Origin of the sequence: Dyadobacter sp. LHD-138 (genome assembly GCF_030929615.1) — a bacterium.
In the GTDB taxonomy this organism is placed as follows: domain Bacteria; phylum Bacteroidota; class Bacteroidia; order Cytophagales; family Spirosomataceae; genus Dyadobacter.
Genome location: NZ_JAVFVU010000013.1, coordinates 57,858 through 73,054, shown reverse-complemented (window position 1 = coordinate 73,054; position 15,197 = coordinate 57,858). Strand labels below are relative to the sequence as shown.

The 15,197-nt window shown below is 44.0% G+C and carries 11 protein-coding genes; 6 read left to right on the top strand and 5 right to left on the bottom strand.

All coding sequences use genetic code 11. From position 1 onward, the window contains the following. Positions 1-91 precede the first annotated feature (91 nt). Positions 92-631: a YceI family protein gene (locus RB622_RS11875; protein ID WP_308046766.1), complete on the top strand. Its 540-nt coding sequence runs from the start codon at positions 92-94 to the stop codon at positions 629-631. Positions 632-717: 86 nt separating this feature from the next. Here the strand turns inward: RB622_RS11875 and RB622_RS11870 are convergent, their stop codons facing one another. The 3 genes from RB622_RS11870 to RB622_RS11860 all read right to left on the bottom strand — a co-directional run bounded on the left by RB622_RS11870 (position 718) and on the right by RB622_RS11860 (position 6,202). Next, positions 718-2,985: an aconitate hydratase gene (locus RB622_RS11870; protein ID WP_308046765.1), complete on the bottom strand. Its 2,268-nt coding sequence runs from the start codon at positions 2,983-2,985 to the stop codon at positions 718-720. A gap of 127 nt (positions 2,986-3,112) precedes the next feature. After that, entirely contained in the window at positions 3,113-5,884 is a 2,772-nt protein-coding gene (locus tag RB622_RS11865; RefSeq protein WP_308046764.1) for a bifunctional aconitate hydratase 2/2-methylisocitrate dehydratase, read from the bottom strand. A 93-nt stretch (positions 5,885-5,977) separates the two neighbouring features. Beyond that, entirely contained in the window at positions 5,978-6,202 is a 225-nt protein-coding gene (locus tag RB622_RS11860; protein WP_308046763.1) for a hypothetical protein, read from the bottom strand. 321 nt (positions 6,203-6,523) lie between these two features. Between RB622_RS11860 and topA the strand changes: the two genes are divergently transcribed. From topA to RB622_RS11840, 4 genes are all read left to right on the top strand, one after another. After that, positions 6,524-8,944 (top strand): type I DNA topoisomerase, encoded by a 2,421-nt coding sequence (topA, locus tag RB622_RS11855; protein WP_308046762.1) that lies wholly within the window; start codon positions 6,524-6,526, stop codon positions 8,942-8,944. A gap of 44 nt (positions 8,945-8,988) precedes the next feature. Next, on the top strand, positions 8,989-9,684 hold the full coding sequence (locus tag RB622_RS11850) for an NAD-dependent deacylase (RefSeq protein ID WP_308046761.1): 696 nt from the start codon (positions 8,989-8,991) through the stop codon (positions 9,682-9,684). A 59-nt stretch (positions 9,685-9,743) separates the two neighbouring features. Further along, a complete protein-coding gene (locus RB622_RS11845) occupies positions 9,744-10,625 on the top strand; it encodes a tetrahydrofolate dehydrogenase/cyclohydrolase catalytic domain-containing protein (protein ID WP_308046760.1) in 882 nt (293 codons plus the stop codon). 404 nt (positions 10,626-11,029) lie between these two features. Then, positions 11,030-12,097, top strand: a complete 1,068-nt coding sequence (locus RB622_RS11840) for a helix-turn-helix transcriptional regulator (RefSeq protein WP_308046759.1) — start codon at positions 11,030-11,032, stop codon at positions 12,095-12,097. Here RB622_RS11840 and RB622_RS11835 read toward each other — a convergent pair. Together RB622_RS11835 and RB622_RS11830 are read right to left on the bottom strand one after the other, a co-directional pair. Continuing rightward, complete coding sequence (locus RB622_RS11835) at positions 12,086-12,859, bottom strand: hypothetical protein (RefSeq protein WP_308046758.1); 774 nt, start codon at positions 12,857-12,859, stop codon at positions 12,086-12,088. The two genes, RB622_RS11840 and RB622_RS11835, sit on opposite strands and share 12 nt — an antisense overlap. Before the next feature lie 69 nt (positions 12,860-12,928). After that, positions 12,929-13,993 carry an AMP-binding protein gene (locus tag RB622_RS11830; protein WP_308046757.1) on the bottom strand — a complete coding sequence of 355 codons (1,065 nt, stop codon included), beginning with the start codon at positions 13,991-13,993 and terminating at the stop codon, positions 12,929-12,931. A 231-nt stretch (positions 13,994-14,224) separates the two neighbouring features. On the opposite strand from RB622_RS11830, the gene menB reads away from it, so the two are divergent. Next, on the top strand, positions 14,225-15,049 hold the full coding sequence (gene menB / locus RB622_RS11825; protein ID WP_308046756.1) for a 1,4-dihydroxy-2-naphthoyl-CoA synthase: 825 nt from the start codon (positions 14,225-14,227) through the stop codon (positions 15,047-15,049). The last annotated feature ends 148 nt before the right edge of the window (positions 15,050-15,197 follow it).

Genomic DNA, 15,197 nt, shown 5'->3' with positions numbered 1-15,197 from the left:
AAAAGTCCTTTCCGACCGATTAATAACAGTTAAGCAATTATGCTATTTTTTCAGATCCGGGCAATCAATTTTGCAGTTCCAAATCGCGACTATGAAAAAGTTATCATTACTCTTTATTATAATCTCCCTGACACTGTCTGCTTACGCAGCGATGCGCTTAACTGACTGGCAAATTGTTGACGAGATCTATTCCATTACCTTTAAAACCAAAGGTGCTAAAGGTAGCTTCAAAGGCCTGAAAGGGACTATTCACTTTGAAGAAGCCAACCTCGTTCAGTCCAGCTTTAACGTAGCAGTCGAGGTCAATACCATCAATACCGGGATCGGACTGAAAAACAAACATGCGCTGGCGGAGGATTTTTTTGATGCAGCACATTATCCCCACATTCATTTCTCTTCTTCAACCATTAGTAAATCGGATAGTGGCTTCGTCGTTTCCGGCCCACTGACGATAAAAGGAATTACAAAGGAGATCACATTTCCGTTCTCATTTGAACGTGCGGCCCATAATGGTGTTTTCAAGGGCACGTTTGAAATCAACAGAAACGAGTACAATCTGAATAAAAAAGGGATTGGCGAAATTGTCAAAATCGATTTGCATGTTCCTGTCAAAAACGATACGATTCAATAATTTGCAACTTTTTAATTTGTTTATAAAACAGAAAAACTCCCGTTTCCGGAAGTTTTTCTGTTTTTAATCTATATCAGTCGGCCCGATTATGAGGCTACTGATTTCCGGATTATATTCAAAGCAGAACCTTCTTTGAACCATTCGATTTGCTGCTCATTGTACGTATGATTAACCGGGAATTCCTCCGTTGTACCATCTGCGTGATGCAATACGATTGCCAATTGAACACCCGGAGCGAATGTTTCCAATCCTTTGATGTCAATCGTATCGTCTTCCTGAATCTTGTCATAATCAGCAGGATTGGCAAAAGTCAATGCCAGCATACCCTGCTTTTTAAGGTTTGTTTCGTGGATACGTGCAAATGATTTAACAAGGATAGCGCGCGCACCGAGGAAACGAGGCTCCATCGCGGCGTGCTCACGTGAAGAGCCTTCACCGTAGTTTTCATCACCCACAACGATCGTTCCGATGTTATTGGCTTTGTAGTCGCGCTGAACAGCAGGCACTTCGCCGTACGCACCTGTCAACTGATTTTTAACGGTGTTGGTTTTTTCATTGTAGAAGTTAACCGCACCAATCAGCATATTGTTGGAAATGTTGTCGAGATGACCACGGTATTTCAACCATGGACCAGCCATAGAAATATGGTCGGTCGTACATTTTCCTTTTGCTTTGATCAAAAGTTTCAATCCATTAAGATCGGTTCCTTCCCACGCTTTGAATGGTTCAAGCAATTGCAAACGATCAGAGGTCGGGCTGACAATAACCTGTACCTTCGTTCCGTCTTCTGCCGGCGCCTGATAGCCAGCATCCTCAACAGCAAATCCTTTTGCCGGAAGTTCGAGTCCTGACGGTTCGTCGAGCATTACCTCAACACCGTCTGTATTGGTCAGTTTGTCAACACGCGGGTCAAAAGTAAGGCGACCAGCGATAGCCAAAGCCGTTACAATTTCAGGAGAAGCAACGAATGAGTGCGTATTAGGGTTACCATCGGCACGTTTCGAGAAGTTCCGGTTGAAAGAAGTGATGATTGAGTTTTTCTCGCCTTTTTCAGCACCATGACGGGCCCACTGACCGATACAAGGTCCACAAGCATTAGCCAAAACCACACCGCCGATTTGCGCGAAAGTATCAAGAAAACCATCACGATCCACGGTATAGCGAACTTGCTCAGAACCTGGTGTGATCGTATATTCAGAAGTTACAACCAGTTTTTTGTCCACAGCCTGTTGTGCCAGCGAAGCCGCGTGGCTGATATCTTCATACGAAGAGTTGGTACAGGAACCGATCAAACCAACGGAAAGCACTTCCGGCCATCCGTTTTCTTTCACCGCCTTAGCAAATTTAGAAAGAGGCCAGGCCAGATCCGGCGTAAACGGGCCGTTCACGTGTGGTTCAAGTGTTGAAAGATCAAGTTCAATCAACTGATCATAGTAAGCAGCAGGATTTGCATACACTTCGTCATCGGCGCGCAGGTAACCAGCCACAGCATTTGCAGCATCCGCTACATCAGCACGCTCAGTTGAACGAAGGTAATCAGCCATTTTCGCATCATAAGCGAAAATAGAAGTCGTAGCTCCGATTTCAGCACCCATGTTACAGATCGTACCTTTACCCGTACAGGAAAGACTTTCAGCGCCTTCACCGAAATATTCAACGATGCAGCCCGTTCCACCTTTTACAGTCAGCTGGCCTGCAACCCAAAGAATAACGTCTTTCGCAGCCGTCCATCCGCTCAGTTTACCTGTCAGTTTAACACCGATCAGCTTGGGCATTTTAAGCTCCCACGCCAATCCTGACATCACATCACTGGCATCCGCACCACCAACACCGATCGCTACCATACCCAAACCACCTGCATTCGGTGTGTGTGAGTCGGTACCGATCATCATACCGCCTGGAAACGCGTAGTTTTCCAAAACAACCTGGTGAATAATACCTGCGCCTGGTTTCCAGAATCCGATACCATATTTATTGGATACCGAAGCCAGGAAATCATAAACTTCCTTATTTTTATCTTTTGCAGTCTGTAAATCCGCAACAGCACCCACTTCTGCCTGAATAAGGTGATCACAATGCACTGTAGACGGAACGGCAACCTGTGGCCTCCCGGCCTGCATAAATTGCAAAAGGGCCATCTGCGCAGTAGCATCCTGCATCGCAACCCGGTCAGGAGCAAAATCTACGTAAGATTTACCTCGCTCATAAACCTGAGAAGGTGTTCCCTCCCACAAGTGAGCGTACAATATCTTTTCTGCTAAAGTCAATGGCCGCCCCTCTATTTTACGGGCAGCTTCCACTCTTTCCTGCATGCGGGCGTAAACACCCTTGATCATCTCTAAGTCAAAAGCCATAGTAATTAATATTAATGTCTACACATTCACACCTATCAAAAACCGAACCACCAGCGACTATTTCGTGTATTTCCGTTTAGCATGTTCGCCGCCGAGTGACCAGGCGGGCGAACATGCTAAACAGATTTTATCTGCTTAACTGCTTAACTGGAGGTGCAAACTTCGTTAGGTCAATCCCAACCACCGCAGCTTTATATTCTGCTATATTTGGAATGCGTCCAAGGATTGCCGACAGCACAACGACTGGTGTCGAAGCAAGTAACGATTCTCCTTTTTTGCGTTCTGAATCTTCAACAACTCTTCCCTGGAAAAGACGCGTCGAAGTTGCCATAACAGTATCCCCTTTCGCTGCTTTTTCCTGGTTACCCATGCAAAGGTTACAGCCAGGACGTTCCAGATACATCATATTTTCGTATTCAGTACGTGCCGCGCCTTTCGGTGCATTATCGTCAAATTCGAAACCAGAGTACTTCTGCAATACATCCCAGTCGCCTTCATTTTTAAGCTCCTCGATGATGTTATATGTAGGCGCTGCCACTACCAGCGGAGCGTGGAACTCAACTTTACCTTGTTGTTCCTCTAGGTTTTTAAGCATCTGAGAAACAATTTTCAAATCTCCCTTGTGGACCATGCAGGAACCGACAAAACCAAGATCTACTTTTTTATCTTCTCCATAGTAAGAGATTGGTCGAATCGTATCGTGCGTATAACGCTTGGAAACATCCTTATTGTTGACATCAGGATCTGCGATCATTGGCTCTACGATTATATCAAGATCAATCACCACCTCAGCGTAATATTTTGCATTCGCATCCGGAATAAGACCTGGTTTCTCACCTGATCTAATCTCTGCGATTCTCTTATCCGCTTTATTGATCAACCCCTGAAGAACCTGTTTGCTATTGTCCATGCCCTTATCAATCATGATCTGGATTCTGCCTTTTGCAATCTCCAGTGATTCGATCAGGGTATCATCTTCAGAAATACAGATGGAAGCTTTTGCCTTCATCTCCGCCGTCCAGTCTGTAAACGTGAATGCCTGATCCGCAGGAAGTGTTCCAAGATGAACCTCGATGATTCTGCCCTGGAATACGTTCTCTCCGCCAAACTTCTGAAGCATCTGCGCCTGCGTAGCATGAACCACATCACGGAAATCCATGTGATCCTTCATATCTCCTTTGAAGGTTACCTTCACCGATTCCGGAATTGGCATGGACGCCTCACCCGTAGCCAATGCAAGCGCAACGGTTCCTGAGTCAGCACCAAAAGCAACACCCTTAGACATTCTTGTGTGCGAGTCACCTCCAATAATGATCGCCCACTCATCCACAACGATATCGTTAAGCACTTTGTGAATCACATCTGTCATGGCGTGATATTCGCCCTTCGGGTCACGGGCCGTGATCAGACCGAAATCATTCATGAACTTCATCAGCTTAGGAATGTTAGCCTGCGCTTTTTTATCCCATACAGAAGCCGTGTGACAACCCGATTGGTAGGCACCGTCCACAATTGGTGAAATCACTGTTGCAGCCATTGACTCCAATTCCTGAGAAGTCATCAGACCCGTGGTATCTTGTGAACCTACGATATTAACCTCTACACGAACATCCGAACCGGCGTGTAATACTTTGCCCGGCGTTGTGCCAACGGCGTTTTTGTTAAATATTTTTTCTACTGCTGTAAGACCTTGCCCCTTGTGAGAAATCTCCTTGGACGGCGCAAATACAGCGGGGATATCGATGCCCAAAATCTTCGCTGCAACGGTCTGGATCTTTTTACCGAATACAATCGCATAGGATCCACCAGCCTTAATAAATTCTACTTTCTGAGGCGTGAATGCCTTCGAAATGTCAATCAGTTCCTGATCGCCATTATAAAGTTTCTTCGTCTTCGTATTGATCGTAAGAACAGTGCCCGTTTCAACAGAGTACACTTCCTCCAAAATAGGATCACCACTTTCATTGCGGATAATCTGACCATCCGCATCAACCTTTTTAACCCAGTTTTTAAGATCGATACCAATACCGCCGGTAACGTCAACTGTGGTAAGGAAAATAGGAGAAATACCGTTTGTACCTCCAACAATCGGAGCGATATTAACAAATGGAATATAAGGACTTGCTTGTTTTCCGGTCCAAAGCGCCACGTTGTTCACACCTGACATCCTTGATGAACCCACGCCCATAGTACCTTTTTCAGCAATCAGCATCACGCTCTTATCAGGATGTTCAGCTTGCAATGCTTTGATTTCCTGCTGCGCCTTAGGCGTGATCATACATAACCCGTGAAGCTCACGGTCTGATCTGGAATGCGCCTGGTTACCCGGAGAAAGCAAATCCGTAGAAATATCACCTTCACCGGCGATAAACGTAACAATCTTAATTTCTTCAGCTACCTCTGGCAATTTTGTAAAGAACTCAGCCTGCGCGTAGCTTTCAAGAATTTCTCTGGCGATTTGATTATCGTTTTTGTAGGCCACCTTAAGACGGTCTACATCCGCATCATAGAGGAAAACCTGTGTTTTAAGAACCTTTGCAGCTTCTTTGGCAATATTTGCATCCTCGCCAAGGGCAAGATCAAGCAATACCTCAATGGAAGGACCACCCTTCATGTGCGATAATAACTCAAACGCAAAAGCAGGTGATATTTCTGCTACTACGGATTCTCCCAGAATGATTTCTTTTAAAAACCTGGCTTTCGCACCAGCAGCACTTGTGGTTCCGGGTAAAGTGTTGTAAATAAAAAAGTTAAGAGAGTCTTCCCGATATTCATTTTCTGAATCCTTAATTTGCGCAATAATTTCGCTTAGCAATTCAGCACCATCAATTGGCTTCGGATTAAGCCCCTGGTTTTTTCTTTCTTCAATCTCTTTGATATACTCCTTATAAATAGTCATATTGGAATTCTTTTTTGAAATCTTTTCAATGTTAAAGGCAGATTTATAAAACAGCCTTAGTACTGCCCCTTTTACTATACCAGTCTGTAAAAATTATAATAATGTCCTATGAGCTCTCGTATCCTGACGCGTAACACAGACCAGAGCAAAATAAGATTTATCGCTCTCATAAACCTGAGAAGGTGTTCCTTCCCATACGTGAGAATACAACATTTTTTCTGCTAAAGTCAACAGCCGCCCTTCTATTTTACGAGCAGCTTTCACTCTTTCTTGCATGCGGGCATAAGCACCCTTAATCATGTCTAAGTCAAAAGCCATAGTAATTCAACGATTCTAATTATCTGTTATCAATAAAACGCATAAAAGTACAAAATTACTTACAACGTAGCCTTGACAGGTTCTTTTTTTGCATTTATTTACAATGATTATGAACTAAGGCTACCTAAGTATAACCGGCAAACCTCCGCTTTTGTTCTTTTCACGGCTTATTTACGGACATAAAATCGGTAAAATGGCACGTTTTTTGTGAAGCCCAAAAGAAGTTTCTCACACTCCTTTTGCCTATAGCTTTGATTTTTTGCTTCTTTCTGCCCTATATTTGAGCTCCAAAGAGCCACCTAGTATCTTAATTCCAAAATTATGTCAAAAAATCTGGTGATCGTAGAGTCACCGGCGAAGGCCAAAACCATAGAAAATTATTTAGGGACAGACTTTATCGTTAAATCCAGTTTTGGGCATGTACGTGACCTTCCCGAACATGATATGGGTGTCGATATAGACAATGGTTTTCAGCCGTCTTACGAAGTCTCAGGTGACAAGGTGAAAGTCATTAATGAGTTAAAGAAATTAGCGAAGGATGCCGAAGTATGGCTCGCAACTGACTCCGACCGCGAAGGGGAAGCCATATCGTGGCACCTCAAAGAGGCATTGGGTTTGCCTGACGACACCAAAAGGATTGTCTTTCGTGAAATTACCAAATCCGCCTTGCAGAATGCGATTGCCACACCGCGTGTCATCGATGTAGATCTGGTGAACGCGCAGCAGGCCCGTCGTATATTGGATCGTTTGGTAGGTTATGAACTTTCGCCAATTCTCTGGAAGAAAATACGCATCGGAAAATCAAACCTTTCCGCAGGACGTGTGCAATCCGTGGCTGTACGTATTGTAGTAGAACGTGAGCGTGAAATTGATGCTTTCAAAACAAAAGGAAGTTTCAAAGTTACTGCCCGTTTTGATTTAGGAAACGGAAAAGTTTTAAACGCAGAGCTGCCGAAAAACTTTGCTGAGGAAACGGATGCACTTACATTCCTGGAAAAATGTATTAAAGCTACCTTTTCAATAAAAAATCTTGAAGTAAAACCTGCAAAAAAATCTCCTGCACCACCTTTTACAACTTCTACTTTACAACAGGAAGCTTCCCGCAAACTTAGCTTTTCAGTGCTTCAGACCATGACTGTCGCACAAAGGTTATATGAAGCTGGTAAAATATCCTACATGCGTACCGATTCGACCAATTTGTCGGAAGAAGCGCTGGAAAAAGCAAGATTACAGATTACCAAAGAATATGGCCCCGAGTTTTACAACAAAAGGGTTTTCAAAACCAAAAATGAATCAGCCCAGGAAGCGCACGAAGCTATTCGCCCAACTGACTTTTCAACTTTACAGGGAAGCGGCGACAGAAATGAGCAGCGCTTGTATGAGCTGATCTGGAAACGTGCCATCGCCTCTCAAATGGCGGATGCCCAGCTTGAAAGAACCACCGCAACCATCGGCATTTCCACAACACCGGAAGAACTGGTGGCACAAGGTGAAGTGATTAAATTCGAAGGATTCTTAAAGGTTTACCTTGAATCGAGTGATGAAGAGGATGAAGAGCAAAAAGGTATGCTTCCTCCGTTAAACATCAGCCAGATTCTGAACCTTGCCGATATGAAAGCAACGGAGCGCTTTACCCGTAACCCACCCCGTTATACGGAAGCGAGCCTTGTAAAGAAACTGGAAGAAATGGGGATCGGTCGTCCATCTACCTATGCGCCGACGATTTCTACGATTATAAGAAGAGAATACGTTATCAAGGAAGATCGCGAAGGGATTGAGCGTGCTTATAAAGAAATGACGCTTGCCAAAGACGAGATCAAAAGCGTAGTGCTTAAAGAAACGTATGGTACGGAAAAGTCAAAACTTTTCCCGACAAGCACGGGTATGGTCGTGAATGACTTCCTGGTAAATCACTTTGAAGATATTATTGACTATTCGTTTACCGCGAGTGTTGAAAAAGACTTTGACCACATTGCCGAAGGACAACTTCCATGGCAAAAAATGATCACTGATTTTTACACGCCTTTCCACAAAAAAGTGGGTGAAGCAGAGGAGGAAGCAATCGACCGCAGCCTGACTTCCCGTGAATTGGGCGAGGACCCTGCGACGGGAAAGAAAGTAACGGTTCGTATTGGGAAATATGGCCCTTACGTGCAGATCGGTGATGCGGAAGACGAAGACAAACCGAAATTTGCCAGCCTGAAAAAAGGCCAGCTGATGGAAAACATCACGCTCGATGAAGCATTCGAATTGTTTAAATTGCCACGTACCGTTGGCCTTTTTGAGGATTCAGATATGATCGTAAGTGTCGGTAAATTTGGCCCTTATGTGAAACACGGCGGCAAGTATTACTCTCTTGCCAAAACAGATGATCCGATGGCCGTTACCGAAGATCGTCTGGTTGAGATCATCGAGGCAAAACGCTTGTCCGACAGCAACAAAACGATCAAGGAGTTCTCAGAAAATCCTGACGTTAAAGTACTTAACGGAAGATACGGACCTTATGTAGCGTTCGAAAAACGTAACTTAAAAATACCAAAAGGAACCGAACCAGCTGACCTGACTTACGCGGCAATTTTACAAATCGCAGCCGACACGCCGGATAAACCGGCAGGAAGAGGTGGATTTAAAAAAGCAGCACCAAAAGCAGTCGCGGCTGAAAAAGCTCCGGCAATTAAAAAGCCAGCAGCCAAGAAGCCTGCTGCAAAAAAAACAGCTGCTAAAAAAACGACTAAGAGTTAAAAGCATCTAAATTATCCAAAGCTAATTGCCAACAGCTAAAAACTATGAAAAAGCTCGTTGTTCTTTCCGGTGCAGGAATTAGCGCTGAAAGCGGAATCAGTACCTTCCGTGACAGCGGTGGTTTGTGGGAAAATCATCGGATTGAAGATGTGGCGACGCCTGAGGCCTGGCGTAAAAATCCGGATCTTGTTCTGAATTTTTATAATGAAAGGAGAAAACAGGCGCTTTCAGTAAAACCCAACCCGGCGCATTATGCTTTGGTTGAACTCGAAAAACATTACGACGTGCAGATTATCACGCAAAACGTGGACAATCTGCACGAAATAGCCGGCTCTACAAACGTTGTCCATTTGCATGGTGAGCTTTTCAAGTCGGAAAGCACTAAAAACCCGGAACTGGTATACGATATACCGTCCTGGGAATTAAAAAAAGGAGATTTATGCGAATTGGGAAGCCAACTTCGTCCGCATATTGTATGGTTTGGCGAAGCGGTTCCGATGATGGATGTAGCCATGGACATCACGGCCCAAGCCGATATTTTTGTTGTCGTAGGCACCTCTCTGGCCGTGTATCCGGCAGCGGGCCTTGTTCATTATGTAAATGCTTATAAGCCAATTTACATCATAGATCCGGTAAAACCGGACATCACTTTCCGAAAAAACATGACTTTTATTCAGGAAAAAGCGTCGGTTGGAATGGAAAAGTTAAAAAATGAGTTAAGAATCACGAATGATGTATGAGAACAGGTAATTACCTGACCATCATCCTCTTTACGTTTACCATTATACTTTAATATAAAATGCAACTACTTGACGGAAAGGCGATTTCAGCCCAAATTAAGTCAGAGATAAAACTAGAAGTTGAAAACTGGGTTTCAACGGGTGGTAAAAAACCACATTTAGCGGCGATTCTGGTAGGACAGGACGGCGCGAGTGAAACCTATGTAGCGTCCAAAATTCGCAGCTGCGAAGAAATTGGTTTTACTTCTACCCTGTTACGTTTCGGTGCAGAAACCACCGAAGCAGAACTTTTGGCGGCCGTTGATTCATTGAATAAGAATCCTGATGTGGACGGATTCATTGTGCAGCTGCCTTTACCAAAACATATTTCCGAAAATACGGTGATGGAAGCTGTTGATCCTTCAAAGGATGTGGACGGTTTTCACCCGATCAACGTAGGCAGAATGTGCAAAGGGCTTCCAGCCTACATTTCCGCAACGCCTTTTGGTATTCTTGAAATGCTGATCCGTGCTGGTATTGAAACAGCTGGAAAAAATTGTGTAGTCATTGGCCGCAGTCAGATCGTAGGTTTACCGATGAGCATTTTAATGCAGCGTAACGAATATCCTGGAAACTGCACCGTAACGATTACGCACAGCAAAACCAAAAACCTGAAAGAAATCTGCCAGACCGCGGATATTCTGATTGTGGCATTAGGTCGCCCGGAATTTGTGACAGCTGATTACATAAAAGAAGGTGCGGTGGTGATAGACGTAGGTATCACACGCGTTGAAGACGCCACCAAGAAAAGTGGATTTGCGATCAAAGGTGACGTAAATTTTGCAGACGTTGCGCCGAAAAGCAGCTTCATAACGCCAGTTCCAGGCGGTGTTGGTCTGATGACGATTTGTGGCTTGTTGACCAATACGTTGAAAGCAGCGAGGAAAGAGATTTACAAGTAATAGTATCCGGTTAGGTATCAACGGGATTATAAAATATAGTGCGGGAAATTGAAATGTATATTTTGATTTCCCGCATTTTTGTTTTTTGATAAGATATGAAAATTTCGTGGATACAATTCTGTCACCCTTTCAGGGTTAGAATCGCGGATCATGGTTCATTTTCTATAATACTGTCACCCTTTCAGGGTTGAAATTTCGTAAAATGATTCCCTTTTTATAATCCTGAAAGGATGACAGTATTATAGCAGACCATGCCAACGCTGTAATTTCAACCCTGAAAGGGTGACAGAAAAGCGCCAAAATATCTTCTTATTTCTCAAAAAACTTCTTATTTCAATGTGCTCAAATCAAATTTTGCTAAAAATTTTGTCATTTCTTTGTAACTTTCTCGCAAAGGTTATTTCATGAGCATCGTCAGCAACAATATAAAATATCTCAGGAGGCTAAATGGCCTTACACAAGAGCAATTTGCGCGAAAAATTGCTATCAAGAGGTCTCTTTTGGGCGCCTACGAAGAAGCACGTGCCAACCCCAATCTTACCAATCTTAAGAATATGGCGGCGGCATTTGGCATCACCGTAGACAATTTGCTAAAAAATGATCTGCGGAGAATTCGTGAAACCCCGGAGTTGTCTTTACCCATGAACGGGCCGCGCCCCATGACCGTATCTCACTCGGGATCTTCCACAACTCCTGCACGCATGCCGACTTATGCTGAACCGCAGCCGTTATCCAAGGTTATGGATCATTATCAGCAGCCAGAGCCATCGATACGCATGGTTTCCAGGCAAGTGACGTTAAAGCCTGTGAACGGAAACGAATACCAGCCAACACAATCCATGCAACATCCACACCAAAACCATGCCCCGATCCTGACACCGCAACCCGCTGTTGTCGATCATCGGATGCCGGTTTTTAATAACCAGTATGGTATTGGACAGGAAATTGCTCCCGCGCACCGGGAAGAAAGGCCGCAGCACTACCCAACCATTCAGTGGGTAGCGAAAAATCAGTGGATCGAGTACATTGCCAATTATCAGAATCCTGCATTTCTGACGCATTTACCTTCTTTTCAGCTACCCAATTTACCGTCGGGTTATTACCGGGCCTTTGAAAGTGGAACCGATTTTGAATATCCGGGTGCATTGCTGGTTGGCAGCTTCATTAGAAACTGGTACGAAATAAAAGACAGTGCTCATTACCTGTTTGTCTTGAAAAACCAGGGATTTCTTTACCGAAAGGCTTTCAATCAGGTCAAAACCAAGGGTGTGGTGCTGTTAAGTTCCGATATCTCAGGCATTCCGAATCTGGAAGCGGCCTTGCACGATGTCCTGGAAGTTTGGGAAGTAAAGGCTTTTATAAGCCTTCAGTTGCCCAATCCTTCTCCATCGATGGATCGGATCGGACAACTGGTTGATGAGCTTCAAAATGAGATAACCCGCAACAAACCTTTCGGCGGATTACCTTACTAATTTAGAGAACAAAGACTCGATCATTGGGAGATCTTTGCTTTTTGCTGTGGTTTCCACAACGGCAACACCAAGCTGATACCATGACTGATCACCGATGTAAAGATATTTACCTTTTTTGGTTGGTTTCTTGTCGGCAGCATTGTCGTAGATGAATTCTGCGCGGTAAACCGTGTCCATGACCTTTTGCAAAAATCCCCAGTCCAGTTTTTTCAACGGACCGTTATTTTCGCTCATTGTAAAGATTTTGGTGGCAAAAGATGCTTTAAGGGCAACTTCACTTTGGGGTTCCGCATCATAATCCAGATAGGTCAATTCAAATGGAAGTTCACGCCCGGCAGTTTCCAAAATCGCCTGCATAAATTCCTGAAGGAAATAAACCCAGCGCTCTTTGTCAACAGGATAAACCGTTACCCGTTTATCGTTTTCCTCAATTTCTATCTCAATAAAATCTTCAAATTCCTTTTCTTCCCGCTGACGAATTATTTTTGAAGAACCGTAAATTGCATTAAATTCATTAAGCCAGTTTACCGGCATAGTGCCTTTCCAGGTAAAATCATCATCCGCAGTAAAACCTTCTTCCAGGATTTCCTCTTCCTCCAGATCTTCACGATCCGTATATTTAATAGAAAAATCAACGGTCAGATCATCCTCTGAACGCACGTGTAATTTGATCGTCTGAAAGTTGGCATAAGGCGCTGGAACAACCGGTGCGGTCTGAAAGCGAATGATGTATAAACCGGGTATCTGAAGATTTTTATCCATAAAAATAATAAGTCTGGTATTGGTAAGAGACTAACAATATGTGGGTTTCATAGTTCAAAGTTTTGACGATTAATTTTCCAAAACCAATGAAGCTGTTTTCCGCTTGTCAATTTTATCAGTCGGTGTTTTTATAAATTCAGCTGCAAAGTAAACATGTTTTGGTGTTTCATAGGCCGAAATCCGTTTTCTTATTTCGTCCAGAATAACAGTTACGGAAACAGGATGATCGGTTTCCCGCACGATCAGAATCAGTTTTTGCCCTAATTTTTCGTCCGTTTCATACCATGAAAAAAAATCGCTGTCATACCGCAGCTCATAAAAAACCTCGGCAACTACCTCATCGACTTTATCCAGCACAATTTTTACACCACCCGAATTAATGACGTTATCAACCCTGCCAAGCCAGTTAAAAGTCGTATCGGAGGTAATGTCGACAAGGTCGTTGGTCTGGATTTTTTCGCTGTAGGTTACCGTTCCATTCAAAAAAAGGCAGCCACGTTCATCCACCCCAAATGCAACACCCGGGAGCACAACATAATCATCTTCTTTCACAGGAAAATTGAGTTTTTTAAGCGCGACATGAGAAACGGTTTCAGTCATCCCATAACTCTGGTAGACCGGCACATTCAGCTCATCGATCTGTTTTTGCAAACTGACACCTACGGGTGCACCTCCAAGCAGAATTTTACCCAGGTTATTCACATGGCTTTTCGTTTTTTCGTCAGACAAACAAGCGGCCAGTTGCATAGGAACCATTGAAACAAAATCAAAGGAAACATCCCAATCCATATCAATCAATGGGTTGGATACCGGTGCTATGATGCTCAGCTCCCACCCCAGTTCCATACCTCTTACCAGCATCATCACACCGGCGATGTAGTCAATATTCAGGCAAACAAGCGCTTTTGTTCCAGCCGGCAAATCCAGCGCAGTCCCCGTCATGAAAGCACTGCTGCTGAGCTGGGCCCTGGTGATAAGAATAGCTTTGGGCGTTCCCGTTGATCCGGAAGTGTGGAGCGTGAATTCCGTTTGTCCGTTTAGCCATGAAAGCATAAAGTTATACGCCCCGAAAAAATAAGGATGATCGGGAGCGGCCTGTGTTTTTATTAAAATGGCATTGGTATTCCAAATCATTTTTCAATCAAATTAATCATAAAACAAACAGCAAATGACTGTTAGTCTGCACCGTTATTTCCATTATCCTTTAAAATAATTCAAATCTGCCCGTTTCGGTGATTTTTCAGCACCGAAAGTTATCATTTTGTTTTTGACGGAAAGATAAACAATCCGTAATTTCGCCAATTAATTCAAATGTTGCGGTCCCAGAGCCGTACATTTATATTCACTCATTCATAGATTGCTTATATGTCAAGTTCAATAAAATGGGAAACCATTAAAGAATACGAAGAAATTCTTTTTACGCTGCACGAAGGAATTGCAAAAATCAGTATCAACCGCCCGCATAAACATAACGCTTTCACACCGCAAACTGTCACCGAAATGATCGATGCGATGCACATTTGCCGTGAGGATACACGTATCGACGTGATCATCTTGACAGGCGAAGGCGGCAAAGCATTCTGCTCAGGCGGGGACCAGTCCGTTCGCGGCCACGGCGGCTACATTGGCGAAGATCACGTTCCGCGTCTGAACGTCCTTGACCTGCAAAGAATGATCCGCTCTATCCCTAAGGCGGTCATTGCGATGGTGGCAGGCTGGGCTATCGGCGGCGGCCACGTTTTGCATGTTATTTGCGATCTGTCCATAGCGGCTGACAATGCACGTTTCGGACAAACCGGCCCAAAAGTTGGAAGTTTCGACGGCGGTTTCGGTGCTTCCTATCTTGCACGTGTGGTTGGTCAGAAAAAAGCACGTGAAATCTGGTTCCTTTGCGACCAGTACGACGCGCAGGAAGCATTACAAATGGGATTGGTGAACAAAGTTGTTCCTTTGGAAGATCTTGAAACAACAACAGTTGCATGGTGTAAAAAAATCCAGCAAAAAAGTCCGTTGTCAATTCGTATGCTGAAAAGCTCATTCAACGCGGAGCTTGACGGACAGGCCGGAATCCAGGAGCTTGCCGGAAACGCTACACTCTTGTATTATCTGAGCGAAGAAGCAAAAGAAGGACAAAAGTCTTTCCTTGAAAAACGCGAACCTGATTTCAGTAAATACCCGAAATTCCCTTGATTTATTTTAGTTGAAAGTTGAAAGTGGAAAGCGGCCGCCGCGCGGTTGAAAATGTGGATTCCGGCAATTTAAATATTCTGCCTTACCATAAATTTTCAACTCTCCATAATTGTGCTTTTGCAACAACTTTCAACCGCGCGGCGGCCGC

Bases quoted from the DNA above. Each gene is read 5' to 3' on its own strand.
- RB622_RS11875 (WP_308046766.1), top strand. From the start codon at position 92: ATGAAAAAGTTATCATTACTCTTTATTATAATCTCCCTGACACTGTCT.
- RB622_RS11870 (WP_308046765.1), bottom strand. From the start codon at position 2,985: ATGGCTTTTGACTTAGAGATGATCAAGGGTGTTTACGCCCGCATGCAG.
- RB622_RS11865 (WP_308046764.1), bottom strand. From the start codon at position 5,884: ATGACTATTTATAAGGAGTATATCAAAGAGATTGAAGAAAGAAAAAAC.
- RB622_RS11860 (WP_308046763.1), bottom strand. From the start codon at position 6,202: ATGGCTTTTGACTTAGACATGATTAAGGGTGCTTATGCCCGCATGCAA.
- topA (WP_308046762.1), top strand. From the start codon at position 6,524: ATGTCAAAAAATCTGGTGATCGTAGAGTCACCGGCGAAGGCCAAAACC.
- RB622_RS11850 (WP_308046761.1), top strand. From the start codon at position 8,989: ATGAAAAAGCTCGTTGTTCTTTCCGGTGCAGGAATTAGCGCTGAAAGC.
- RB622_RS11845 (WP_308046760.1), top strand. From the start codon at position 9,744: ATGCAACTACTTGACGGAAAGGCGATTTCAGCCCAAATTAAGTCAGAG.
- RB622_RS11840 (WP_308046759.1), top strand. From the start codon at position 11,030: ATGAGCATCGTCAGCAACAATATAAAATATCTCAGGAGGCTAAATGGC.
- RB622_RS11835 (WP_308046758.1), bottom strand. From the start codon at position 12,859: ATGGATAAAAATCTTCAGATACCCGGTTTATACATCATTCGCTTTCAG.
- RB622_RS11830 (WP_308046757.1), bottom strand. From the start codon at position 13,993: ATGATTTGGAATACCAATGCCATTTTAATAAAAACACAGGCCGCTCCC.
- menB (WP_308046756.1), top strand. From the start codon at position 14,225: ATGTCAAGTTCAATAAAATGGGAAACCATTAAAGAATACGAAGAAATT.